The 23731-nt window shown below is 71.5% G+C and carries 21 protein-coding genes; 18 read left to right on the top strand and 3 right to left on the bottom strand.

The features are described 5' to 3' along the window. The first annotated feature begins 1 nt into the window (after position 1). The 3 genes from ACH4DX_RS19285 (at position 2) to ACH4DX_RS19275 (ending at position 2285) form a co-directional block, all read left to right on the top strand. On the top strand, positions 2 to 436 hold the full coding sequence (locus ACH4DX_RS19285; protein ID WP_398123674.1) for an SPW repeat protein: 435 nt from the start codon (positions 2 to 4) through the stop codon (positions 434 to 436). Between the two features lie 301 nt (positions 437 to 737). Beyond that, positions 738 to 1469 (top strand): S1 family peptidase, encoded by a 732-nt coding sequence (locus ACH4DX_RS19280; protein ID WP_398123673.1) that lies wholly within the window; start codon positions 738 to 740, stop codon positions 1467 to 1469. A 300-nt stretch (positions 1470 to 1769) separates the two neighbouring features. Continuing rightward, a complete protein-coding gene (locus ACH4DX_RS19275; RefSeq protein ID WP_398123672.1) occupies positions 1770 to 2285 on the top strand; it encodes a lytic polysaccharide monooxygenase auxiliary activity family 9 protein in 516 nt (171 codons plus the stop codon). A 38-nt stretch (positions 2286 to 2323) separates the two neighbouring features. Here the strand turns inward: ACH4DX_RS19275 and ACH4DX_RS19270 are convergent, their stop codons facing one another. Further along, positions 2324 to 2932: a DUF6328 family protein gene (locus ACH4DX_RS19270; RefSeq protein WP_398155987.1), complete on the bottom strand. Its 609-nt coding sequence runs from the start codon at positions 2930 to 2932 to the stop codon at positions 2324 to 2326. Positions 2933 to 3176: 244 nt separating this feature from the next. On the opposite strand from ACH4DX_RS19270, the gene ACH4DX_RS19265 reads away from it, so the two are divergent. Further along, entirely contained in the window at positions 3177 to 4484 is a 1308-nt protein-coding gene (locus ACH4DX_RS19265) for a hypothetical protein (RefSeq protein ID WP_398156219.1), read from the top strand. A 93-nt stretch (positions 4485 to 4577) separates the two neighbouring features. Here the strand turns inward: ACH4DX_RS19265 and ACH4DX_RS19260 are convergent, their stop codons facing one another. Next, positions 4578 to 6563, bottom strand: coding sequence for a transglycosylase domain-containing protein (locus ACH4DX_RS19260; protein ID WP_398155986.1), 1986 nt, complete (start codon positions 6561 to 6563; stop codon positions 4578 to 4580). Between the two features lie 333 nt (positions 6564 to 6896). Here ACH4DX_RS19260 and ACH4DX_RS19255 point away from each other — a divergent pair, with 333 nt between their 5' ends. The 7 genes from ACH4DX_RS19255 to ACH4DX_RS19225 all read left to right on the top strand — a co-directional run bounded on the left by ACH4DX_RS19255 (position 6897) and on the right by ACH4DX_RS19225 (position 14095). Next, positions 6897 to 8033, top strand: coding sequence for an amidase domain-containing protein (locus tag ACH4DX_RS19255; RefSeq protein WP_398155985.1), 1137 nt, complete (start codon positions 6897 to 6899; stop codon positions 8031 to 8033). A gap of 250 nt (positions 8034 to 8283) precedes the next feature. Beyond that, complete coding sequence (locus ACH4DX_RS19250) at positions 8284 to 9174, top strand: alpha/beta fold hydrolase (RefSeq protein WP_398155984.1); 891 nt, start codon at positions 8284 to 8286, stop codon at positions 9172 to 9174. A gap of 217 nt (positions 9175 to 9391) precedes the next feature. Then, the gene (locus ACH4DX_RS19245; RefSeq protein WP_398155983.1) at positions 9392 to 10408 is read left to right on the top strand and encodes a hypothetical protein; all 1017 of its coding nucleotides are present in this window, start codon (positions 9392 to 9394) and stop codon (positions 10406 to 10408) included. Positions 10409 to 10438: 30 nt separating this feature from the next. Then, positions 10439 to 11068 (top strand): hypothetical protein, encoded by a 630-nt coding sequence (locus tag ACH4DX_RS19240; protein WP_398155982.1) that lies wholly within the window; start codon positions 10439 to 10441, stop codon positions 11066 to 11068. A 105-nt stretch (positions 11069 to 11173) separates the two neighbouring features. Next, the gene (locus ACH4DX_RS19235) at positions 11174 to 11719 is read left to right on the top strand and encodes a hypothetical protein (RefSeq protein WP_398155981.1); all 546 of its coding nucleotides are present in this window, start codon (positions 11174 to 11176) and stop codon (positions 11717 to 11719) included. A 72-nt stretch (positions 11720 to 11791) separates the two neighbouring features. Then, the gene (locus ACH4DX_RS19230; RefSeq protein ID WP_398155980.1) at positions 11792 to 12472 is read left to right on the top strand and encodes an HD family hydrolase; all 681 of its coding nucleotides are present in this window, start codon (positions 11792 to 11794) and stop codon (positions 12470 to 12472) included. Between the two features lie 123 nt (positions 12473 to 12595). Continuing rightward, positions 12596 to 14095, top strand: a complete 1500-nt coding sequence (locus ACH4DX_RS19225; RefSeq protein WP_398155979.1) for a B12-binding domain-containing radical SAM protein — start codon at positions 12596 to 12598, stop codon at positions 14093 to 14095. A gap of 61 nt (positions 14096 to 14156) precedes the next feature. Here ACH4DX_RS19225 and ACH4DX_RS19220 read toward each other — a convergent pair whose 3' ends face one another. Then, positions 14157 to 15242, bottom strand: a complete 1086-nt coding sequence (locus tag ACH4DX_RS19220) for an ABC transporter permease (protein WP_398155978.1) — start codon at positions 15240 to 15242, stop codon at positions 14157 to 14159. Positions 15243 to 15367: 125 nt separating this feature from the next. On the opposite strand from ACH4DX_RS19220, the gene ACH4DX_RS19215 reads away from it, so the two are divergent. The 7 genes from ACH4DX_RS19215 (at position 15368) to ACH4DX_RS19185 (ending at position 23714) form a co-directional block, all read left to right on the top strand. Continuing rightward, positions 15368 to 16291 carry an ABC transporter ATP-binding protein gene (locus ACH4DX_RS19215; protein WP_398155977.1) on the top strand — a complete coding sequence of 308 codons (924 nt, stop codon included), beginning with the start codon at positions 15368 to 15370 and terminating at the stop codon, positions 16289 to 16291. Between the two features lie 285 nt (positions 16292 to 16576). Beyond that, a complete protein-coding gene (locus ACH4DX_RS19210) occupies positions 16577 to 17791 on the top strand; it encodes a CynX/NimT family MFS transporter (protein WP_398155976.1) in 1215 nt (404 codons plus the stop codon). Between the two features lie 118 nt (positions 17792 to 17909). Continuing rightward, the gene (locus tag ACH4DX_RS19205) at positions 17910 to 19073 is read left to right on the top strand and encodes a type III PLP-dependent enzyme (protein ID WP_398155975.1); all 1164 of its coding nucleotides are present in this window, start codon (positions 17910 to 17912) and stop codon (positions 19071 to 19073) included. A 57-nt stretch (positions 19074 to 19130) separates the two neighbouring features. Continuing rightward, positions 19131 to 20192: a hypothetical protein gene (locus tag ACH4DX_RS19200; RefSeq protein ID WP_398155974.1), complete on the top strand. Its 1062-nt coding sequence runs from the start codon at positions 19131 to 19133 to the stop codon at positions 20190 to 20192. After that, the gene (locus ACH4DX_RS19195; RefSeq protein WP_398155973.1) at positions 20189 to 21199 is read left to right on the top strand and encodes a hypothetical protein; all 1011 of its coding nucleotides are present in this window, start codon (positions 20189 to 20191) and stop codon (positions 21197 to 21199) included. The genes ACH4DX_RS19200 and ACH4DX_RS19195 overlap by 4 nt, the downstream gene beginning before the upstream one ends. After that, positions 21196 to 22350, top strand: coding sequence for a Gfo/Idh/MocA family protein (locus ACH4DX_RS19190; protein ID WP_398155972.1), 1155 nt, complete (start codon positions 21196 to 21198; stop codon positions 22348 to 22350). Before ACH4DX_RS19195 ends, ACH4DX_RS19190 begins: the two co-directional genes overlap by 4 nt. Beyond that, positions 22347 to 23714: a wax ester/triacylglycerol synthase family O-acyltransferase gene (locus ACH4DX_RS19185; protein ID WP_398155971.1), complete on the top strand. Its 1368-nt coding sequence runs from the start codon at positions 22347 to 22349 to the stop codon at positions 23712 to 23714. The genes ACH4DX_RS19190 and ACH4DX_RS19185 overlap by 4 nt, the downstream gene beginning before the upstream one ends. Positions 23715 to 23731: the final 17 nt, after the last annotated feature.

The raw sequence follows: 23731 nt of genomic DNA, 5'->3' as shown, positions 1-23731 counted from the left end.
CATGGACACGCACCCCGACATCGTGGACATGCGTGCCCGCCACGTGGCCGCCGAGCGTGCGGCGAGCACTCCCAAGGTGCAGGCCGTCGACGCACTGGCCTTCCTCACCGGTCTCTACCTCGCCGCGTCGCCCTGGATCGCGGGCTTCAACGGCCTGACGCGGCTGTCGGTCGTCAACCTGATCGTCGGCCTCGCCTACGCCCTCCTGATGAGCGGCGGCTTCGGCCGGGCCTACGACCGCACGCACGGCATGGCGTGGGCCGCGTGTGCGCTGGGCCTCTGGACGATCGTCGCGCCCTGGGTCATAGCGGGTGACATGAGTACCACGAGGACCGTGGTCAGCAACGTCATCACCGGCGCAGTGGCGACGATCCTCGCCCTGGCCGCAGGCGCGGCCGCCCGGGCCAAGGACTCGTCCGACGCGTCCCACAGGTAGATCTGAGGCGTCCGACAGGCAGAACGGCACAACCGGGAGGACAGAGGCAGGCACCACACCAGGGCGGCGAGAAGCCCCCGTCCACACGACCCCGCCCCCGCGGCTCGTACCCGCGGGGGCGGGGTCGTTTCCGGTGTGCGCGTGCGGTGCTGTGCGGTACGGACTGCCCGACGGCAGGGGGTGCACGGACGGCGGGTGGACAAGCGCCAACTCCTGGGGCCTCGCGACGGAACCATTTCGGCCGGCCAGGTATCTCATCACCTGGAAAGTCTGTCCCCCCCGTTGAGAGGAATCGTTCCGCATGGTGCGTCGAGTCCAGGTGCTGCTGTTGGCCGCCCTGTTGCTGCTGTCGGGCTCCGTGATGTCGAGTGCGCCGGCCGCTGCCGTCATAGGCGGGTCGAAGAGCACTTACGGTCCGTGGGCGGTGCGCATGTTCGTCGACGGCAAACCGGCGTGCACCGGAACGGCGGTCACGAGCCGCTGGATCCTCACCGCCTCGCACTGCTTCTACGAGCAGGCGCGGCCGGTCGCCGACCGGCGGATCTCGTTCCGCGTCGGCGACCTCGACGTACGCAAGGGCACCAAGGTCCGGCCGGTCGGTAAGCGCGCGGGCAGCGCGCACGCCGACATGATGCTCATCAAGGTGTCCCGCATGAACGTCAAGACGGCCCGCCTGGCCACGGGCCCGGTCCGCCTCGGTCAGAACGTGCGGCAGTACGGGTGGGGCGCCACCTGCACCGGGGACGAGAACGCCTGCCAGTCCCGCGTACTGAAGCAGTCGAAGCTGCGGGTCGTGTCGCCGGACACCCCCCGCTGCAAGGGCTACGTCATCGAGGGCGGTCCGGACTTCTGCATGAAGCGGGTGTCCGGGATTCCCGCCGGCGGCGATTCCGGAGGCCCGGTGATGAGCGTCGGCCCCCGTGGTACCGAGACCCTCCTCGGCGTCTTCAACGGCTCCGACCGGGAGAAGGTCGCCCAGGCCGGGGAGATCTCCCAGCAGCTCGCCTGGATCCGTTCCGTCACCCGGCGATAGTCCTGGTACGCGTCGGGCCGCCGTCGGGGCGGCCCGACGGTCCGGTCCGGGGGTGGCCGCGACGAGCCGTTGCGGGGGCGCCCCGGCAAGCCGTTGCAGGGGTGGCGCGACGAGCCGTTGTCGAGTTGGCGCGAAACCACCCTTGACCGTGGTCTGCCAAAGTCTATGGTCCAGACTAATCGGCCGTCGCGAACATCTGGCCCCTCGGTTCGACTCCACCCCCCACGTCACTCTCCCCCCGCCCCCCCACCACCACGAGCACTTCACGCCCCCCCGATGCACCGCCGTGAAGGAGTACGCATGGACAAGAAGCGCAAGACGGCCGCCGTGATCGGTGCCGCACTGGCACCGGTCCTCGCCCTCACGCTGCCGACCGGTTCGGCCAGCGCGCACGGGTACGTCAACGCGCCCGCGAGCCGCCAGGCGCAGTGTGCCGCGCGCACGGTGGCGTGCGGCGACATCAAGTACGAACCGCAGAGCGTCGAGGGCCCCAAGGGTCTGCGCAGCTGTAGCGGCGGCAACGCCAGGTTCGCGGACCTCGACAACGACAGCAAGGGCTGGAAGGTCAGCGACGTCAGCAGGACGCAGACCTTCACCTGGACGTTCACGGCGAGGCACCGCACCCTGAACTACGAGTACTTCGTCGACGGCACCAAGGTCGCCACCGTCAACGGCAACAACCAGCAGCCGCCGTCGACCGTCTCGCACCAGATCAACCTCGGTAACGCCACCGGCAGGCACAAGGTGCTCGCGGTGTGGAACATCGGTGACACGGCCAACGCCTTCTACGCGTGCATCGACGTCAACATCCGCTGACCGATCCAGGGAACGGCGCCTGACGGGCGAAGCCCGGGTCAGGCGCCTTTCCGTGCGCCCTGGGACCGGCGCCGCAGATGCAGCGGCAGCGCGTACCAGCAGATGGCGAACCACAGCATCACCCCGCCGGCGAGGGCTTCGGCGAGCGGGCCGGGGATGACGATGCGCAGGATTAGGAGCAGGGTGCAGCCGATGGTCAGCGCGAGCAGGACCATGCCGCACATCATCAAGCGGCCGGCGGTTTCCACCACTTCGTCCTTCATGCGCTGACCCGACAGGAAGCGGTGCAGGGAGACGGGGGCTATCAGTGACCCCGTGGCGGCCGCCCCCAGAACCACGGTGATGACGTAGACAGTGCGATCGAACGTGCCCAGATCCCGGAACAGGGGGGTGAAGGCCACACTGAGCAGGAACCCGAAGAGGATCTGCACACCGGTCTGGGCGACCCGCGTCTCCTGAAGGATCTCGTGCCAGCGGCGATTGGCCCGCTCACGCGCGCTCTCCGGCTCCTCGGCGCCCTCGGCGCCCTCGGCGCTCCGGACATCCGCGCCATCGTGGCCCCCGGCTTGTGAACCGTGGTCGTTCTGGCGCAGGCAGTCGGCGGTGTCCTTCTCCGCCGGCTCGGCCGTCCGCTCCGTCATGGTCATGGCATCCTCTCCGTCACAGAGGGATCTGATGCCCCGTACGGACCTTCCCATGCAGGTCCGAGACGCGCGGGAGCCGACTGCGACACCGGGGGAGGGTCGTCGGCAGCGGCTCTGTGAGCAACCCGGAGTCCGGAGTCACTCCACCTGGTCCTATATTCATACAAACCATCCGTGCGCGGCCCTGCTGCGATGAACACTGGGTAGGACCGCAGTGGTTGACACCGACAGAACCACACCAGCCCCGGTGGAGTCCCGCGCCGCTCGCAAGGCGCGCGAGAAGGCTCGGAAGCGCAAGCGCCTGGGCGCCGGCGCGGCCGTGCTCGTCCTGGGTGGGACCACCACCGCCTACGTGCTCACGCTCGGGGACTCGTCGGACGGCAGCGGCGGCGACCCCCGGCGCGCGGCACCCACGGCCATGCACAACGCCGCCGAGGGGGCAGGTGCCGTGAAGCGTGCGAAAAAGGACGACGAGGAGGACTGGGACGGCAAGGTCCGGGTCCTAGGTGACGGCTCCACCTCGTACGCCGGGCCGCAGACCGGGCAGCTGAAGCCGAAGAAGCTGAAGCCCGGGGAGAAGCCGCCCCAGTTCGTGGTCTTCTCCTGGGACGGCGCGCTGGAGGGCGACGACCGCCGCTTCTCCCACTTCCGCAAGGTGGCCAGGGAGAGCAACGCCCACATGACCTTCTTCCTCACCGGCATCTACCTGCTGCCGGAGAGCAAGAAGCAGCTCTACCGCCCGCCGCAGCACAACCCGGGGTCGGCCGCCATCTCTTACCCGACCGTCCCGCACGTGCAGACCACGCTCGCGCAGCTGCGCGGCGCCTGGAAGGACGGCAACGAGATCGGTTCACACTTCAACGGGCACTTCTGCGGCTCCAAGGGCGGCGGGGACTGGAGCCCCGAGGAGTGGAAGAGCGAGATCAACCAGACGTACGCGTTCATCAAGAACTGGAAGACCAACACCGGCTTCACGAGCGAGGCGCCGCTGCCCTTCGACCCGGACCGGGAGATCGTCGGCGGCCGCGCGCCCTGCCTGGAGGGGCAGAAGAACCTGCTGACCGCTATCAAGCCGTTCGGCTGGCGCTACGACGCTAGCTCGGCGGGGGACTTCCAGATATGGCCGTCCAAGATGGACGGCATATGGAATTTTCCCCTCCAGCTCCTGCCGTTGCAGGGCAAAGAGGTGCAGGTCCTCTCCATGGACTTCAACTTCCTCTACCACCAGTCCGGCGACAGCACCCAGGGCGACCCGGCGAAGTTCCCGGCCTGGAAGGAACAGGTCCGGGCCTCGTACCTGAACGGCTTCAACCGTGTCTACAACGGAAGCCGGGCGCCGATGTTCATCGGCAACCACTTCGAGGACTGGAACGGCGGCATCTACATGGACGCCGTGGAGGACGTGATGCGGGACGTGTGCCCGCGCGAGGGCGTCCGCTGTGTGTCCTTCCGGGAGCTCGCGGACTGGCTCGACGTCCAGGATCCGAAGGTCCTGGCCCGGCTGCGCATGCTCGACCCGGCGCAGGCGCCGGACTGGAAGTCACTCGTCAAGTAGCGCACGGGCCGATTCCGAGTCCGAGTCCGATTACGGTTCCGGTCCCGGTTCCGGTTGCGATTCCGAGTTCGGGTCCGGGCCGCCGGGCGCCGCCTACTCCACCGCCTTGATGTAGTCGGCCCACAGGTCGACCGCACGCTCGCTGCCAGGGGTGTCGGGGGAGTCGCCGCCGAGGCCCCGCAACGGCAGCGGCACCAGGTCGGTCAGCGACATGCGGTAGACGACCACGGCCGTGGTCTCGGCCTCGGTGCCTCCCACGAACCAGCCCGCCGTGTTCGCGGTGGTCGTCCCGGTCTTTCCCACGGCGCCGGGGTGCGCCCGCCCGGCCGCCGCGGCCGAGCCCTCGGTCATCGTGGCCCGCAGGGCGTCCGTCACCGCGAGGGCGGTCCGCCGGGACACCGCCCGGGCGGGCTTCGGCTTGTCGAGCGGCACCGCGGCCCCGGCGTGGGTGACCGAGCGCACCGAGTACGGCTCGGTGTGCGTGCCTCCGGCGGCGAAGGTCCGGTACGCGCCGGCCATCCGGATGGCGCTGGGCGTCGAGTTCTCCCCGAGCGCGAACGACGGGATCCGCTCCCCGAGGCTGGATTCGAGCAGCCCCGCGCGCAGGGCGTGCGACTCCACCCGGTCCAGGCCGACGTCGAGGCCGAGTTGCAGCATGGGCGTGTTCACGGAGTCGGCGACGGCCTGCCGCAGGGTCACCGGCCCCCAGTCGCGGCCGCCCTCGTTGCGGCCCCGCACCACCTTGCCGCTGCGGTCCCAGTACGGGCCCTCCGGTGTCCGCACGGCGACCCGGTCGTTGCCGTCGTACACGCTGGTGGGGGAGACGGGTGTACGGGCCGCTCCGCGGGTGCGCTGGACGCCTTCGTCGAGCGCGGCGGCGTAGACGAACGGGGTGAACGCGGAGCCGGCCGGTACGGTCGTCGCGTTCGCCTGGTTGAAGCCCTGTTTCAGGTAGTCGGCGCCGCCGTACATGGCGAGCAGGCTTCCGTCCCTGGCGACGGACGCCGCCCCGATCCTGGCGTACTTGTCGGTGCGGGGCCGCCGCTCGGCGTCGAAGTCCTTGTCCGCCTTGTGCACGGCGGCGGTGAGGGCCTTCGTGCGGGCCCGGTCGAAGGTCGTGCGGATCTGGTAGCCGCCGAGGTCGTAGTCGGCGGCCTCGATGTGCCCGGCCCTGATCGCGTGCCGCTTCGCCAGCTCCACCAGGTAGCCGGTCTGCGCGCCCGGGATGCCGCCGGTGCCCGGCCCCGTGGGCTCCGGGAACTTCGTGTACGTGGCCCGTTCGGCACGCGTGAGGTGGCCGGTCTCGACCATGCGGTCCAGGATCCAGCTCCACCGTTCGACGGCCCGCTTGCGGTTCGCCTCGCTGATGGCCGGGTCGTACAGCCCGGCCCCCTTGAGGAGGGCGGCAAGGAAGGCGCCCTCGCTGGGGTTGAGCCGGGAGACGTCCTTGCCGTAGTACGCGTGCGAGGCGCGCTGGATGCCGTAGGTGCCGCGCCCGAACCAGCTGGTGTTGAGGTAGTTCCGCAGGATCGTGTCCTTGCTCGTCCGGTTGTCCAGCTTCACGGCGAGCAGGAGTTCGGTGAACTTCCGGGACAGGGTGCGGTCCTGGCTCAGGTAGACGTTCTTCACGTACTGCTGGGTGATGGTGGACCCGCCCTGGGTCTCCCCGCCGGTCACCGCCGCGCTCACGGCACGCAGGACACCCGTCGGCGAGACCCCGGCATCCGAGTAGAAGCTGGCGTTCTCGGCGGCGAGGACGGCGCCCTGGACCTTGGGCGGCACCTTGTCCAGGGGTATCTCCTGCCGGATGACCCAGCCGGTGCGGGCCATGACGGAGCCGTCGGCCCAGTAGTACACGTTGTCCTGTTGTGTGGCGAACGAGTTGAGGTCATCCGGTATGTCCGTGGTGGCGTAGGCGAACGCGACGAAGCCGGTCAGACCGACGGTCACATACAGGAAGGCACCGAGGGACTGGCGCCACGAGGGCACCCATCGCTGCCATCCGCTGCGGCCCGGGCGGGGGTACGCGGGACGCAGGCGCCGCAGTTGCCTGCGCACCGCGCCGAGCGCGCCGGACATGCGGCCGGGTGTGCCGCCGCCGGACCAGAGCCTGCGCCGCTGCCCGGGCTTCCTGCGCCGCCCCGTCGGCCTGCCGCGGCCCCCGAACGCCGCCCACCGGCCGCTCGGTTGCCCCCCTGTGCCCGTGTTCCTCCCACCCACTCCGCATGCCTCCTCCGCTGCCCCTTTGGGCACACCCTAGAGGTACGTGGAAGGGGGCGGGACGGGGCACTGGCCCGGTCCTTCGACGGTCACCGCACCTCAGGCGGGGCGAAAGGATCTACAAAAGGGCCGAGTTGTGCGACGATTCCGTCCCCCGGCCTTGGTCGACCGGGCAACAAAAGAGGAAACAGAGTGATATCGAAGAGATGCAGACCCGCCGTCGTCGCCGGTCTGACCGTGGCTGTGATGTCCGGCTCCACGCTCGCGTACTCCGCGCACGCCGACACCGCCCCCGCCGCACCGCGCAAGGCCGACCGTGAGACGGTCGACACCTTCGCCCGCATCGCCGAGGACGTTCTTTCCCGGCGCGCCGAAACCCTGGTCCAGGGGCGCGGCGCCAAGGACGCAGGCGCCTCCACGCCACACCTGTCCCAGCGGCTCAAGAAGGACGAGACCGCCGCGCTCAAGTCGCTGCGGGCGCGCAAGTCCAGGTTGGCGCAGCTCGGCGAGGCCTACACGGACGCGGACACCCGCGTGGTCGTGGACCGCGCCACCGTCACAGGAAGGACGGCGACCGTCCAGGTCACCGCGTCCTCGACACTCACGTACAAGAAGCTGCGCGGGGACGAACCCAGGACCACCGCCTTCTCGACGCGCCAGGAGCTGAAACTCACCGGCACCAGCGGCGGCGGCTGGGAGCTGACCTCGATCGCCTCCCGGGACACCGGCCCCGTCGCCGTCGCCGAGCCGCTCGCGGCCGGGACGAAGACCGTCAAGGACGACGGCAAGCAGTACCCGGACGGCACCCCGGCCTCCACCAAGGTCCCCACGAGCCCGACGCCGAGGAAGACCGGCGGCAGCTACAACTACGCTGCCATGGCGCGGTACGCGGAGAAGTACTGGCGCGACTACAACCCGGCCTACGCGCGGTTCAACGGGGCCGGCGGCGACTGCACCAACTTCCTCAGCCAGGCGCTGAAGGCGGGGGGCTGGAAGCACGTCCCCGGCTCCGCGTCCGACTACCGGAACTGGTGGCACGACGGCACGCGCCAGAGCACTTCCTGGGTCGGCACGAACGAGTGGGCCTGGTTCACCCTCTCCAACCGGCGGGCCCCCAACCTGACGAACGTCTACCAGCTGGACGTCGGTGACGTCCTGCAAATGGACTTCGACAAGAACGGGTCCAAGGACCACTCCATGCTGGTGAGCTACCGCAACAGCCGCGGCATGCCGTACCTCACCTACCACTCCACCGACACCTACCGGCGGTCGCTCGCGAGCATCATCGCGTCCTACCCCACCGCGCGCTACTTCGCCTACCGCACCTGACAGGCCGAAGGCCCTCTCCGCACACCGGCCACAGGCGCGGCCGGGGAGGGCCTTCGGGCCTGCGGGTTCCTCCGCCGAGGTCGCACCGGCCCGGCTCATCCTGATGGCACACCACAACGGCCTGCCCAGGGGGCGGACCGGCCGGCGATCGGCGGCGCGGCGCCGCACCCGAACTCGACGGCCCACTACAACCCGCGGGGCACCTTCCCGCGTCTCCTGTTCGTGTGCGCCGACCCCGGAGGAGACGACCGTGCCCGAGCTGCCCCGCCCCTGCACCCGCACCGAGCTGCTGCGACCGGACGGCGCCCGCCTCAGCCTCTACCTGCACGGGACACGTGAACCCGACCTCGTCCTCGTCCTGGCGCACGGCTGGCAGGCCACCGCCGCCATCTGGGACAAGACGGTCGAACAGCTCACCCGCCCCGGAACCCTGGTGGTCCGCTACGACCAACGGGGACACGGCGGCTCCTCCACCGGCACCGCACGGCCGGAGATACCCCTCCTGGCCGACGACCTCGCGGCGGTCATCTCCGCCACCGCGCCCGGGGACACCCCCGTGGTCCTCGCGGGTCACTCCATGGGCGGCGCGGCCGTCCTCGCCCTCGCCGCGAGCCGGCCCGGCCTCATCGGGGACAAGGTCAAGGCGGCCCTGCTGGTCGCATCCAGCGGCGGAGGACTCGACCTCGCCGCCGCGGCACACCCGCCACGGACGCGCCTGGTCGGCCTGATGCGCCACGCCGTGGCAAGCCTGTGCATCCGCGCGCCCCGCACGGCGCACCGGCTCCACAACCTCTGGCAGCCCCGGCTCGACACGCAACCGCCCATCGACGTCGCGGCCCACTGGTTCAAAGCACTGATGCGGCACGACGTGACTCAGCACCTGGGCGTCCTGGAGCGCATCCCGGTGCATATCCTGGTGGGGGAGGACGACCCGACCATCCCGCCGCTGCACTCCCACCGCCTTGCCGCCGACATCCCGAACGCCCGGCTGCGCGTGGTCCCGAGCGGCTGCCATCGCCTGCCCACCCGCCACTCCTCGAAAGTCGTCACCGCGGTCGAGGAGACCTGCGCCGACGCGCTCCGGCACGCGGGCGGCCCATCGCGCGCGACCCCGGCCCCCACGCCGGACGCGCGCGGGTGATAAAACCAGCCATGATTAACGAAGAAAAGCTGCAAAAGACGCGAGAGTGACAGGGTTGACGTCTCCCGCGCAGGAGTGGAAGCATCACACAGTAAATTATTCGATCACGAAGTGAGATCACGAAGTGGGATCGTGGACTTCGCTCACCGAATGAGATCACGAAAACCCGCAGATCATGAAACCCGCAGATCACGAAAACCCTTTGCAAGGAGTGATCGTGACAGCTCTGCCCCCAGCGCTCCAGGAACACGAGTCGACGCCTGCCATGGCGCGTGCCTACCGCATCGTCAATGTCGGCCCGGCGGAATTCGCCTTCACGGACCTCACCAAGACGCGCATCGGTGACGAGCAGAACAGATTCTTCCGGCTCTTCGTCCCGGTGAAGCAGCAGCGCATGCGCCTGCCGACCGCCCTGCCCGAATTCCGTACGCTGCGGCACTTCGCGAACCTCTCGGACAGCCCGGTCACGGCGGCGGCCCGCCTCGGCGGACGCTGGTCCGACTACAACCTCGCCGCCATCACACAAGTGGCCGCCTGCAACTTCCGCTGCACCTACTGCTACGTGGACTTCCGGCACCTGGCGGGACACGACGCGTTCACCGCGACACCGGCCGACGTGGTCGACGAATTCCTCGTACTGCGCAGCCGGTTGCGCGAGCAGGGGCGCACCCTGGCGATCCTCCGGATCAGCGGCGGCGAACCCCTGCTCGCGCCCCGGCTCCTGGTGGGTGTCCACGGCGAACTCGTACGACGGCAACTGCTGCACACCAAGGTGGTGCTGAAGGCCGAGAGCAACGCCAGCGCCCTGCCGTTCGCCATGAGCCGCATGGAGCCGAGGGAACGGCAGGCGCTGCGCGCCGCGGCACCCGACATCACCCTCCATGTGACCCTGCACTCCCGCCCGGGCGGCCGGGACTGGGACTCCGTGGTCAAGGGACTGGCGGCGGCCGTCGAACTCGGCTTCGACGTGTATCCGGCCATCGGCGGCGCCGACTGGCCCCGCGAGGACATGGTGGTGCTCTTCGAGAGCCTGCGCGGCATCGCTCCCGGCCTTCCCCTGCGCCTCGCCGTCCGCCCGTTCATCCTCTCGTACGAGATCCTGCGTGACCGGCGCAGTCTGCCGCAGCTCGACGAGAACTCGGACGCTCCGTCGCTGCTCTGGGAGGGAATTCTCCAAGAACGCCTCGGCGTCTCCTATATGGAGCAGCCCCGGCACGCCGTCGCACTGATCTGACAGCGGACGGAGGAAAGGAAGGAAACCGCCGTGCGCATAGCCATCCCGAGCGTCACAAGCCGCCTCCACGAGGGAGTTCTCACAGTTCTGCTGGACGCCTTCGGAGACATGGACCTGGAATTCACCCGGCGGACTCTGACCAGATCCGTCGCCCCGGGTGTCGATCTGCTGTTGTGCCGGGGGACGGACGTGCCGCGGCTGGTGTCACTGGGTGTCGCAGACGTGGGTATCACCGGCTATGACATGGCGGTCGAATGGTCGCTCGCGTTGGGCACGGAACTGGACATCAGGTCCCTCGCGCCCGCCCGTACCTCCTTCGTCACCTACGCCACCGTCCAGGGCCGCGAAGTGCACCGCATCTACACCGAGTACCCGCACCTCACCAAGGCGTGGGCAGCGGGCAGCACTGAGCACGCCCACTGCGAGACAGTCGTCCTGCACGGCTCCTCCGAAGGGGTCATCCGGGTCGACGAGCAGTCGGCGGGAGTTCTCCTGGTCACCTCGGGGCGCACCTCGGCCGACAGCGGACTCGACCTGACGATTCCGCTCCTCGAGACCGACGCCGTCGCCGTCCGCAGGCCCGGCCACGCCGTCCCCCTCGGCAAGACCGAACTCGAGACCCGGCCCGTTCTCCCCCTGCCCTCCTTCGTCACCGGCTGAGACGGGCTCGGCGGCAGGATGCGACACGGGGGAGAGGGCGGGGGAGCAGGCGGGGCAGGACGCGGGGCGGGAAGGGCCGGTGAGACGTCCGGACAGTGGGTCACGGTGGGCCGCCCGGGTCGGCTGGGGCGGCGCCGTGACGAACTGGTCGGACGCTGGACACAGGAGTACGGGCCCGGTAACTGGCGCCTCGCGTGGCAGGCAGGGCCCGTCTGCCACGGCCTCGACGGCGCCCTGGCGCTCTATGAGGACGCGTACTTCGCCGCGCTCTCCCAGGACCAGAAGCTGCTCGACACGCTGGTCGGATGCGCGCGCGACGTGTACGACGAGGAGGAGCGGGACACCGCCTCCGGCCTCGACTACGCCGTACAGGCCTCCCCGGCCACGCACTTGCAGGACATCTCCGTGCGCCGGGTCCTGGTGCGCCTCGGCCGCTGGTTCGAAGGGGACGCTCTGCTGCGCGTGCGCGCGCCGGGGCAGGGCGAGGAGGACGCGCCGCACGGGAGGACACGAGCGGCCCTTGACTCCGGACGGCTGCCCTTCCACCGGCCCGACCTCATCGTGCGCCCCCTCCTCACCGGCTGGTGGCAGCCCTTCAGCGTCGAATGCTTCTACCAGTCCAACAAGCTGCTCCAAAAGCGCACGGCATGACGGAACAGACTCGGTGACGTACGGACAGGACCGAACGCGGCACGCAAGGACACGACCCGGTGGGAGACCCGCATGACCGACGGCCCCGACTTCTCCACGCTGCGCCTGCCCGGCAGCGGCGACGGCGGGGACCACGAGGGCCGGTCGAGCCCGGAGCGGCTGCGGCAACGTCTCGACTTCCTCGTCGAGGCACACCGGCTCGCCGGGATCTACCGCCTGAACCGGCTGCTCGACGGCGAGCGCGGCGAGTCCAGCGCGGAGCACAGCTGGCACCTCGCCCTGATGGCGATGGTCCTCGGCGAGGCACTGGCCCCGGACGTGGACCTCGCGCGGGTCGCCGCCATGCTGACCCTGCACGACCTCGTCGAGATCGAAGCCGGGGACGTGCCCATCTACCTGGACGACGAGCGTGCCGCCGCCCGCGAGCGCGAGGCCGTGGCCGCCGAGCGTCTCTACGGAAGGCTCCCCGGCGACCAGGGCGGCCGGCTGCGCGGGCTCTGGCAGGAGTTCGAGGACGCCACCACCCCGGAGGCACGCTTCGCCCGTGCCGTCGACCGGTTCCAGCCCGTCCTGATGCACTGGGCGGCGGGCGGACAGGTATGGCGGGAACGAGGGGTGAGCGCCGCGGAGGAGCGCAGGGTCACGGGCAGCATCAGGACGTTCTGGCCCGAGCTGTGGCCCCTCACGGAGGCGCTGATCGAGGACGCGAGGCGCAGGGGGATGCTGAGTGGCCCGGGGGTGTCGCGTGACTGAGGCCTGTCGCCTGGTGCGGCACGCTCTCTGTCCCGGTTCTCGCACCGGAGCACGGGCATCGACGCACAGGCGTGCGCGGGCGACGACCCACCGACGTGCGCGGGCAGCGACGCGGGACGTGCCGTGAAGGTCACTTTGGTGTTCGTCGCGGAGCCCGAGCAGGTCGGGCGCGCCTTGTGGACGGCGCCCCTGACCACCCCCCTGCTCGCCGAACGGCTGGCGACGGCGGGCCACCAGGTGGACCTGCTGGACACGCGTCTCCTGGAGCATCCGCCGGGAACACCGCAGTGGGACAGGGCCCTGGCGGACCGGCTGGCGGCGACGGACGGGGACGTGGTCGGCATCAGCTTCATGTCCCACTCGCGTGCTGACGGACTTCGGGTCGCGGAGCTCTGCCGCGCCGCGGGCCGCCGCACTGTCGCGGGCGGACCGCACGCCACGGTACGGCCGGGCGATCTGGCGCGTACGGGGCTGTTCGACGTGGTGGTGCGCGGTGAGGGGGAACGGGCACTGATCGACGTACTGAACGAGCTGCGGCACGCACGGGGCGACAGCGACAGCGGCAGGGTCGTGGAGGGCGAGCCGTTCGTGCTCGACCACTACCCGCCGCTGCGCGACGTCGCGCTCTACCGGGAGGTCTACCGGCCGCCCGAGACTCTGACGATGCCCAAGGCGGCCCGCCTGGCAGGACTGCCGGAAGGCGACCTGCGGCACCTTCTGGGCGTCACCGGGGAAGCTGCCGGGCCGACGCGGAAAGCCATTCCCGTGAGCGAGCTGCACCGCCTCGCGCCCGAGCTGTTCCCGCTGCGGCGGGAGTTCCGCTCGATCTACCTGGAGCTGGGCCGCGGCTGCCCCTTCCGTTGCCGCTTCTGCACCCTCCAGAACGACTGGTTCTCGCCGAAGCGTCCGCGGCACCGCCCCTTCGACGCCGTGCGTGACGAGATACGCCACTACGTGGAACGGTTCGGCACCAACTATGTGATCGTCGTCGACTCCATCGCACCGGCCTACACGCACTTTCCCCGGTTCGTGGAACTGATGAAGACCGAGTTTCCCGCCGTCGAGTTCAGCTTCAACTCCACAGCCGTCCACTTCACCCGGGAAGTGGCGGACCTGCTGGAGGGCGCCAACTGCCTGGTGTGGTTCGGCCTGGAGACCGCCTCACCGCGCATGGCCCGGCGGCTGCGGAAACCCGGCCATGCCCGCGGCAACCGCCGCACGGCCCGGATGTGCAACGAACGGGGCATCCGCTTCGGCGTGAACCTCCTCATCGGCGTTCCCGGTGAGACCCCGGAGGACCACGAACTGACGTTGCGCTTCCTGAGCGAGGCACGCCCCTACAGCCCCAACCCCAACATCCTCACCCCACTGCCCGGCACGGCGCTGTACGACGAGTGCGCGGCGCCCGGGTCGCTGCGGGCCCCCGACGACTTCCACAGCTGGACGGCGGCCGAGGTCCGGCGCACCGGGCAGGGACCCGTGCTCGGCGTCGACTACGCCGCGGTGCTCGACGTCTACGACCGGATGCTCGGCTTCGACCGTACCGGAGAGGTCGTGCACGTCGAACGCAACTGCCACCTGAAGCCGTCCGTCGCCGCCTCGGCCGCGCACGGAGCCGCCTGACGACCCTGCCCACCCCGCCTGACGACCCTGAGGGCCCCGCCAGGTCGGAAACCGGCGATCGCTAGTCGGACCAGCGGAAGAGCCACAGCGCCGCGGCGAAGCTCCCCAGCGCCCACAGCGCGAGCACGGCCACGGGAACAGCCACGTCCGCCAGGGTCTGCCCCTCCAGCATCACTCCGCGCAGCGCGTCGTTGAGCGTCGTCAGAGGCAGGGCCTGGACGAGCCCTTGCAACGGGTCCGGGAAGCGGGACGCGGAGAAGAACACCCCCGAACCGACGTACATCGGCATGCTGACGACACTGAGGATGCCGCTGACCGTCTGGAAGTTGGTGGCCCTGGCGGCCGCCAGCAGGCCGATGCCGGCGAAGACGAACGCCCCCAGGGCCGTGAGCAGCACGAGCAGCGCGAACGACCCGACCACCGGAGTGTCGAAGACGAGCGCACCGAAGCCGACCAGGAGCGGCAGCTCCAGGAGCAGGAACGACGCCCGCACCACGACGAAGCTCAGCAGGAACTGGCTCCGGCGCATGGGGGTCGCCACGAGTCGCTTGAGGACCTTGCGCAGCCGGATCTCGGCGATCGAGAAGCCCACGCCCCACAACCCGCTCGACATCAGCCCCATCCCGATGAGCCCGGGGATGAGGAAGTCGACGTACCGTGAACCGGGCGCGCGCTCCGCCACATCGATCGCGATGTCCACCGCAGGGCCCGGAAGTACCGTGGGTGTCTCTCCCGGCGCCGTGGCGGGCGCCTCGGAGCGGCGGGTGCCAAGCGCCGTGCCGGCGAGCTCCCGCGCGAGGCGGGACTCCGTGCGCCGGGGGTCGTAGTGGAACTCCGGGGGGTCGCCGGGGACGACCACCAGGGCCACCGCGCCGCTGCGCAGGTCCGCGGCGGCCGCCGTGCGGTCGAGCGTGCGCGCCTTCAACTGCGGATCCGCGTCGAGCAGGGAGACGGTCCGCCCGGCACCGGGAGCATCCCGTACGGCGACGTCGATCGGCTCGGCGGGCCGGTCCGTGAAGGCCACTCCGAGGACCAGGGCGAGCAGCACGGGCGAGAGGAACGTCCAGAAGACACTGCCGGGTTCGCGATAGTACGTACGCAGCCTGGTCAGCATCAACTGCGCGGCGGGGGAGGGGCGTTGGCGCATGACTGGGGATCTCCCGCCGCCGTGGGGACAACTCGCCGGTCAGCTTGCAGGCTGGGCCGCCACCGGTCAAGAAGCGTCCGCCGCGGCCCTGCGGCGACGCCTGCCCGCTGCTAGTTTCCCTGCGCATGGAAGGCATGGCGGTGGCCCTGCGCGGCCTGGTCAAGGAGTACGGTGCGGTCCGTGCCGTCGCCGGGGTCGATCTGACGATCCCCCGGGGCGCGTGTTTCGGCCTGCTCGGCCCCAACGGGGCAGGCAAGACGACCACGATGGAGATCGTCGCAGGCCTCCTTGAGCCCACGGCGGGACAGGTTCGGGTGCTCGGCAGGAGCTGGTCCTCACAGCGGCGGGAGCTGAGGGAACGCGTCGGCGTCGCGTTCCAGCAGACGCATCTGCCGGAGAAGCTGACGGTCGTCGAACTGCTGCGACTGTTCCGGTCCTTCTACCGCGAGGGCCCCGACATCGACACGGCCCTGGAGGCCGTGGCCCTCACCGGGAGCCGCACCGTGCGCTACGACCGTCTCTCCGGCGGCCAGCAGCAGCGGGTCGCCCTCGGCTGCGCCCTGATGGGCAGGCCGGAGCTGCTGCTGCTCGACGAGCCGACCGCCGGGCTCGACACCCAGGCCCGCCTCCAGCTGTGGGAACTGCTGCGGCGGCTGCGCGCGGAGGAGGGCCGCACCATCGTGCTCACCACCCACTACATGGACGAGGCCGAGCGCCTCTGCGACGGCCTCGCGGTCATCGACCACGGCAGGATCGTCGCGCAGGGACGACCCGAGGAGCTGATCTGCGAGGTGGCGAGCGACGGAGTGATCGAGTTCTCCGCCCCCGGACCGGTGCCACTCGACCGGCTGGCCGCCCTGCCCGGCATCCGGTCCGCGCGGGCCACTCCCCACGGCTGTGTCTTGCGCGCGGCGGACGTACCGGCCACCGTCCAGCGCGTACTGGCCTGCCTGGAGGACGCCGGGACGCCACCCTCCACGCTGTCGATCCGCCGGAGCACCCTCGAAGACGTCTTCCTCGCCCTCACCGGTCGGCAGCTGCGCGACTGAGGGGCTCCCCTGCCGAACTGCCCGTACCCGTACCCGACACGGATCTAGGCCGGAATCCACCGACCGCGAAGGCCCGGCACCGGCCCGTCGTTGACCCTCTCGCGCGCGTCCCGCAGCATGTCTGGCAGCAGTGGCCCGAAGGCGCGCACCCATACGCACGGCGCGGCGCCCGGGCCGGCCGGCTCGTGCGGCGCGTGCCCGGGAGAGGCATTGAGGTACGGGGCGAAAGCAGGCAGCGGCCGCGGTCGCCGGGACGGCGACGTCCGCCCATGGCGCCACGTCCTCGTGATCTGGGCCGCGGGCGTCCTCGCGGCCGTGCGCCTCGGCGCGGTCGCGCCCATCAGCTCCGTTCTGCGGGACGAGACGGGACTGTCCCTCGCCACCGTCGCCTGGGCGACCTCCGGCATGACCGCCGTCAGCGCTGTCCTCGGGGTGCCCGCGGGCTGGTGGATCCTGCGGGTCGGCGCCCGCCGAGCGGTCTGCGCGGGTCTCGTCGTCATCGCGTCCGCCGGCTTCGGCGGTGCCCTCCTCGCCGGGGTGTGGCCCGGCCTCCTCACCGCGCGCGTCGTCGAAGGCTTCGGCTACCTCCTCGTCTTCGTCGGCGGGCCCATCGCCGTGACCCGCACGACCAGCGGGCACACCCGGTCGGTGGCGCTGGCCCTGTGGGGTACCTGCATCCCGGTCGGGCTCGCCGTCGCGAGCGGCCTGGGCGGCGCCGTGGCACCGGATCTGGGGGTACGCGGCTGGCTTGCCGTCACGGCGCTCGCCCCGCTGTCGCTCGCCCCGGCCGTGGCGCTCCTGCTGCCCCGGTTGGCACCCGCGCCGCCCACCCCGAACCCGCGGCCCACGGCGGTCTCCTGGCAGGGGCCGCTGACTCTGGCCGTGGCCTTCGCCTGCGTCAGCCTCATCGCCGTCGCGGTCGTCGTGCTCCTGCCGACGTACCTGACCGAGCAGCGGGACGTGTCCTCCGCGGCCGGCGGCGCCGCCACGGCGGCCGTCTCGTTGAGCAGCGCCGTCGGCAGCCTCCTGGCCGGATGGTCCCTGCGCAGAGGCGCCACGCTCGCCCGGATGGTGCCCCTGGCAGCGGTCATGCCCGTCGCGGTCCTCCTGACCTTCTCGGCCGCCGTGCCGACAGCGGTCGGCACGGTCCTCGCGTGCTGCGCGCTCGCCGTCAACGGCCTCCTGGTCTCGGCGATGTTCGCCGCCGTACCCGGTGTCTGCCGCCGTAGCCGGGACGTGGAGGTCGCCAACGGCCTCGTCGCCCAGACGGGCAGCCTCGGCACGTTCCTCGGACCGCCCGCCTTCGGAGCGGCCGTCACCGGCGTCGGCTGGCCCGGCATGGCCCTGGCGACGCTCGCCTTCACCACGGCGGGCGCCACCCTGCTGTGGCGGTCCTCCCACACCGACCGCACCGCCGGCCTCCAGCAACACCAGCACCAGCGCCGACAGCAGGACACACCACGGCCCACGCCCGGAGGCGTCCATGAAGACCGGAGATGACAGGGGCCGCGCCCCCGTCCCCCACGGGCCCCGCCCGCACCCCCGCGCACAGACCGGTTCCCCGGCGCGCGCCGGCCCTGACGCCCACCCAGGGGAAACCCCCGCCTACGTCTACGACTTGGCCGAGGTCAGGAAGGCGCACCGGCAGCTCACCGCCGCCCTGCCGCAGCCCAGCGTCCTGTACTACTCCCTCAAGGCCAACCCGCACCCGGCGGTGCTGCGCCAGCTCGCCGCACTGGGCTGCCGCGCCGAGGTGAGCTCACCCGGCGAACTGCACGCGGCCCTCCACGCGGGCTTCCGCCCCGGCGAGGTCCTCTACACGGGCCCCGGCAAACGCGATGCGGACATCTCGGGAGCCCTCCACGCGGGAGTCGCCGAGTTCTCCGTCGACTCGCCCGTGGCCCTGCGCCAGCTCGCCGGGATCGCCCGCCGACACGACGTACGGCCGCGCGCGTTGCTGCGCGTCAACCAGCCGCTGCCGCCCGAAGGAGCGGGACTGGCCATGACCGGCGGACCCTCCCAGTTCGGCGCCGACCTGGCATGGATCCGCGAGCGCCCCGAGCAGTTCCAGGGCGACGCACACGCCCGGGTGCGGGGCCTCCACCTGTACATGGGCAGCAATCTGACGAGCCGGAGCGCCCTCCTCGCCACCTTCTCGTACGCACTGGACACAGCCCGGCAGGTCCGCGAAGCACTGCGGCGCGACCTCCCCGTCACCGACCTGGGCGGAGGGTTCGGAGCTCCCTACGCACGGCCGGGACCGCTCGGTGACTTCGGCGGACTGCGGGAGCCCCTGCGGCGTCTGCTCGACGACAGACGGCCCGGCTGGCGCTCACCGCACCGGCGCGTGGCCTTCGAATCCGGCCGCTACCTCACTGCCGCATGCGGACGCCTGGTGACCAGGGTCCTCGATGTGAAGGTGTCCCACGGCCGCCGCGTCGTGGTCGTGGACTCCGGAGTGCATCACCTCGGCGGCATGTCCGGGCTCAGCAGGGAGCACGAAATCGAGCCGGTACTGCGGACCACGGGCTCCCGCCCGCCGCACCCCGGGCCCACCCTGGTGGCCGGCCGCCTCTGCCATCCGCGGGACCGCTGGGCGATCGGCACCAGCCTGCCGGAGGTCGTGGAGGGCGACCTGCTGGCGGTCGAGAACGTGGGAGCGTACGGACTGCACGCCTCGCTCACGCTGTTCCACGCGCACCCGATGCCCCTGGAGATCGTCGTCGACGGCGGCCGGGAGCTCGAGCGCAGCCGCATCGGCGTGCACAGGGAACGGTGCTGAACCGTGGCCGCCGTGCGGGTACGTTCCCTGGCCCCCGACCCGGGATCACTCCATACGATGGCGCCGCCGGCACCGGCACCGGCGCCGTTCACCGTCGTCATGCGCGACGACACGCACTACTGCGTCCGCCGGCTCACCGCCTGGATCGCCCGGGACACCGACTGCGCCGCCGCCACGCTCGCCGCCGCCCTGACGACGGGCTACCAGCGCTTCCAGGCGGAGGTACGCGCCGCCCTGCACGCGGCCGCCGACCGGCCGGAGCGGGCCGAGTTCCACCTCGTCGACGCGTCCGCGCTCGAACGCGCCGTGCGGCACAGCGCGGGCGGCGGCGGGAGAGTGATCAGCCTCGACCCGCTGGTGCGGCGCGCCGTCGCCCCGCTGCGGCTCTCCCGCGGCTTCCTGCTCGGCGGTACACGCTCCGTCGGCCTCGTGGCGAGACCGGGAGCGCGCGCCATCGGCGAACAACTGGGCGCTCTGCGCGCCCGGTGGGGCGGTGGCAGCTGCACGCTCCTCGACGACGACATCTGCACCGCGGAAACCGTCGGCGCGGCGGTGCGGCTGCTGCACACGGCCGACATCACGGTGAGCAGGATCGTCTCGGGCATCCAGTTCGGTACCACGGAGCGGCTGCGGCGAGCCGTCACGGGAGTGCCCGTCACCCCCGTCATCGCCTACCGGTACCCCGATGAACGGGAGGGCGCCGCCGCCCGGATCAGTCTCGCCGATCCGAGGAACTTCCTGCTCGGCGTCTCGGGACTTGCCGTACTCCTCCCCGACGGCACCTGGGGGCGAGCCCCCTACTGGCTGCCCTTCGTGCGCACCGCGGCGCGTGTCGGCCTGCGCGACGCCCACCACGACCGCCCCTTCGCCCTCGCGATGCTCACGGCCAACGCCCGCTTCTACGCACGCGTCGAACGACAGCTCCGCGTCCCCGTACGGGTACGCCACCTGAACCCCTCAGTGGCCCGCCTGCTGTGCTCCCTGGACATGGCCTCGCCGGACACCCCCGTCCTGACAGCCGTCGACACCCTGCGCGCCGGTCTCGATCGCTACACCGAGACCGCCCGCTCCTGGGAGGCCGCGCACGCGCGTGCCTCCGCGAGGAGGCTCCTGCCGTGACGGGCCCGGAGAGCACACCGGGCGGCACCGTCGTCCTGCTCGACGTTAACGGCACCCTGGTCCCGCACGACACCCCCGGGCCGCCCCCGCCGCGCACCGCCGACCGCCTCGCCCGCGCCGTCTCGCTCGCACACGGGGCGGGGGTGTGCGTGGGACTGTGCTCGGACTCGCCGCTGGAACAGTTGCTGGCCCTCGGCCACCACATCGGTCTGGGCCCGCCCGGCCGGTTCCCCGTCGTAGCGGAGAACGGCGCCGTCGTCGCCTGGGACGGGCGCCTTCGGCCGACGCGGCCCTTCCCGCACCGCGCGGCCGTCCGCGCGGTGGTGTCCCGCTGGGCGCGGGTGGCGGGACTGCGGCAGAGCGAGGACGTCGTCGGGCCCGAATTCGGCGGTGGCAGACCGCCGGGGGACGCGTGGGCCTTCGGGGCGAACCGGCGGTCGTCCGTCAGTGTCTTCGCGCCACCGGACCCGGTGACCGCCTGGGCCCGGTCCCTGACCTGCTGGGGCCGCCGTGCCGGGGCACGCCTCACCGTCGACGCGGCACCCTGCCACTCCTATCTCGGCGTCCACTCCTGTGTGCCGCTGCGCTCCGGCAAGCGCCGCGTGCTGGCCGAACTCGCCCGTGCGGGGCACCGGGTCGTGATGGTCGGGGACTCCCTGGCCGACTGGGTGCCGCCCGGCACCGGGGTCCGCTGCGCGTTCGTCGCGGACGCGAACGTGCCCGCCGCCGTACGTGGCGCCTGCTGGCACGCCGCCGCCCGGCCGGGGGCGGCAGGAGCCGAGGAGGTGCTGCGACGCGTGGCCACGGAGGAGCGCCCGCCGGGCAGCGGCGACGGCACGGGGAGCCGCCGCGACACGGGCGGCCGCCGCGGTACGGGGAGTCACCACGACACAGGGAGCCGTCACGACACGGGCGGCCGCCGCGACACGGGCAGTGGCCACGACCCCAGCAGCGGCGGCGCCCACAGCAGCGGCGGCGACGAGCGATCCGGAACGGAGGGGCGATGACGCGAAGGGCCCGCGTGGGTGTCGTCGGCTGCGGCATGATCGCGCAGCTGATGCACCTGCCGTATCTGACCGAACTGCGGGACCGCTTCACGACGGTCGCCGTGTGCGACCGGGTGGAGGACCTGGCGCGGCGCGTCGCAGCGCGTTTCGGGGTGCCGCACACCTACGGGTCGTGCGAGCGGATGCTCGACGCCCACCCCGACATGGACGCCGTCCTCGTACTCGACCGGGACCACTTCGAGGTGGCGCTGACAGCGCTGGAGCGCGGCAAGCACACCTTCACGGAGAAGCCGCTGTGCTACACCGAGGCGGAGGCCCGCCGACTGGTGGCCGTCTCCCGGCGCACCGGGGCGAAGCTGATGGTCGGGTACATGAAGCGCCATGACAGCGGCGTGCGGCGGGGTCTCGAGGAGATCGGGCGGATCGAGAAGCCCCTGATGGCGCGGGTGCACATCGTCGTCGGACCGGACCACGGCAACTGGATCGTGCCGCAGGTCGCGACCTTCGACCGCCCGGCGGAGCCCGTAACAACTCCCGAAGCCGACGGGCGGCGACCGAAGGTGCTGCGCGAACTCGGCCCGCTCGGCGACACGGTCTTCACCGCGTACATGAACATGTTCGGCGTGTGGAGCCACGACATCAACCTCTACCGGGCGGCGTTCCCCGGCTCTCCCGACTCCATCAAGGCGCATGTCTCGCCCGACGGGAGCGTCTTCGGCGCCCTGCTCCAGTACGAGGACGGCTTCCGGACCGTGGTCCAGTGCGGGGCCACGTCCGTACGGCGGTTCGAGGAGGAGCTCACGGTGTGGGGGACCGACAGGATCGTCGCGGTGAACGTCTCCAACCCCTTTCTCCGCCACACGCCGTCGACGGTACGCGTCACCCATGACGACACGGCCGCGGCGGTACGTGACGCAAGCGACGGCACGGCCGCGGCGGGGCGGGCGTGCAGCTCGGCGGCCGAGACCCTCGGGAGCGTCGTCGAACAGACGGTCAGCGGTTCCTACGACGAGCCGTTCCGGGCCCAGCTCCGGCACTTCCACGACTGCGTCACCACGGCCGCCCGACCGGTCACCAGCGGTGCGGACGCGCTGGCGGACATCCACCTCATGACCGACATGATCAGGGCAGCGACACCGGGAGCGCCATGACCACGAGCAGCGGGATCGCCACGACCATCGGCGGCAGGGACCGGATGTTCCTCGCCTTCGACACGCCCCGCACCCGCCAGCACGTCGCGTTCGTGGCCACGCTCGGGCTGCCGCACGGCGCCGAACCCGGCCACCTGGGACGGACACTGTGGCGGATGCGTGCCGCACAGGCCGTCGCGCCGCCCTTCAACTACCGCCTCCCGCGCCGCCGCGCACCGTGGCTGGCACGCGCCTGGGAAGTGGTGGCGGACAGCGCGATCGACCTCCGCCACCACGTGCGGTGCCACACACTGCGCCCGCCGGGCGACATGAACGAACTCGCACGCGCCGTCTCCCTGCTGCACTCGAGCCCGCTCGATCCGGCGCGCCCCCTGTGGGAACTGCACCTCATCGGCGGACTGAACGCGTCGGCCGACGAGCACTTCGCCCTGTACTTCAAGTTCCACCACGCGCTCCTGGACGGCGAGGGCTGCTTGCGGAGGCTGCGGTACATGCTGAGCACCGACCCGGCGGACGATGCGATGCGTCCCTTGTGGGGTGTGGTCCCGACGCCCGCACCGGCCGGGTTGCCGGACGAGGCGCCAAGGACGGTCACCGCCCCGCTCCCGGGCGAGCCGGACGAGAGCCCCGGCCGACGGCGGCGACGGCGGCGCGTCCTGCCCTCGGCCGCCACACCGTCGGTCCTGAACGGCCGTATCGGCCCCGCGAGGACCGTGGCGATGAGCAGCTACGACCTCGACCGGCTGCACACCGTGGCCGGGGCCGGCGGAGCGACCGTCAACGAGGTCCTCCTCGCGGTGTGCGGCAGCGGCCTGCGTGCCTACCTGGACGGCCGGGGCGACCTGCCCAGGCACAGCCTCTCGGCCGGTGTCCCGATGTCGGTCCGCGAGCCGACCGACCTGCGCGCGGCCAACGCCTTCACCCTCATGGTGATCGACCTGGCGACCGACGTGGCCGACCCCGTCGAACGCCTGCGCCGGATAGCCGGGGCGAGCGACAGGGCCAAGTCGGACCTGCGCGCCATGTCGCGGTCCGCGGCCGAGCGCCACGGAGCACACATCAGTGTTCCCCTGGCCCTCCAGCACCTCGTCGGTCTGGCGGGCCGGGTCCCACCCCCGTACAACGTGGTGGTGTCCAACGTGCCGGGCCGCCGACGGCCGTCGTACTTCCTCGGCGCGCCCCTCAAGGCGGTCTACGCCCTCGGGAGCCTCTGCCACGGAACGGCGCTCTTCATGGCCGCGTACTCCTCCAACGGCCGCCTCCACCTGACGATCACCGCGGACCGGGACACGTTTCCGGACCTGCGCAGGCTCCGCGTCCATACCGATGAAGCGCTGGACGAGCTGATGCGCAGGGCGGGGTGACCGCCGAGCACGGACCG

Source organism: Streptomyces sp. NPDC017940, from assembly GCF_044328435.1.
In the GTDB taxonomy this organism is placed as follows: domain Bacteria; phylum Actinomycetota; class Actinomycetes; order Streptomycetales; family Streptomycetaceae; genus Streptomyces.
This window is presented reverse-complemented; position numbering and strand designations above follow the sequence as displayed.

Coding starts and splice junctions, on each gene's coding strand:
- ACH4DX_RS19285 (WP_398123674.1), top strand. CDS start 2: ATGGACACGCACCCCGACATCGTGGACATGCGTGCCCGCCACGTGGCC.
- ACH4DX_RS19280 (WP_398123673.1), top strand. CDS start 738: ATGGTGCGTCGAGTCCAGGTGCTGCTGTTGGCCGCCCTGTTGCTGCTG.
- ACH4DX_RS19275 (WP_398123672.1), top strand. CDS start 1,770: ATGGACAAGAAGCGCAAGACGGCCGCCGTGATCGGTGCCGCACTGGCA.
- ACH4DX_RS19270 (WP_398155987.1), bottom strand. CDS start 2,932: ATGACCATGACGGAGCGGACGGCCGAGCCGGCGGAGAAGGACACCGCC.
- ACH4DX_RS19260 (WP_398155986.1), bottom strand. CDS start 6,563: ATGTCCGGCGCGCTCGGCGCGGTGCGCAGGCAACTGCGGCGCCTGCGT.
- ACH4DX_RS19230 (WP_398155980.1), top strand. CDS start 11,792: ATGACCGACGGCCCCGACTTCTCCACGCTGCGCCTGCCCGGCAGCGGC.
- ACH4DX_RS19220 (WP_398155978.1), bottom strand. CDS start 15,242: ATGCGCCAACGCCCCTCCCCCGCCGCGCAGTTGATGCTGACCAGGCTG.
- ACH4DX_RS19215 (WP_398155977.1), top strand. CDS start 15,368: ATGGAAGGCATGGCGGTGGCCCTGCGCGGCCTGGTCAAGGAGTACGGT.
- ACH4DX_RS19200 (WP_398155974.1), top strand. CDS start 19,131: ATGGCGCCGCCGGCACCGGCACCGGCGCCGTTCACCGTCGTCATGCGC.
- ACH4DX_RS19190 (WP_398155972.1), top strand. CDS start 21,196: ATGACGCGAAGGGCCCGCGTGGGTGTCGTCGGCTGCGGCATGATCGCG.
- ACH4DX_RS19185 (WP_398155971.1), top strand. CDS start 22,347: ATGACCACGAGCAGCGGGATCGCCACGACCATCGGCGGCAGGGACCGG.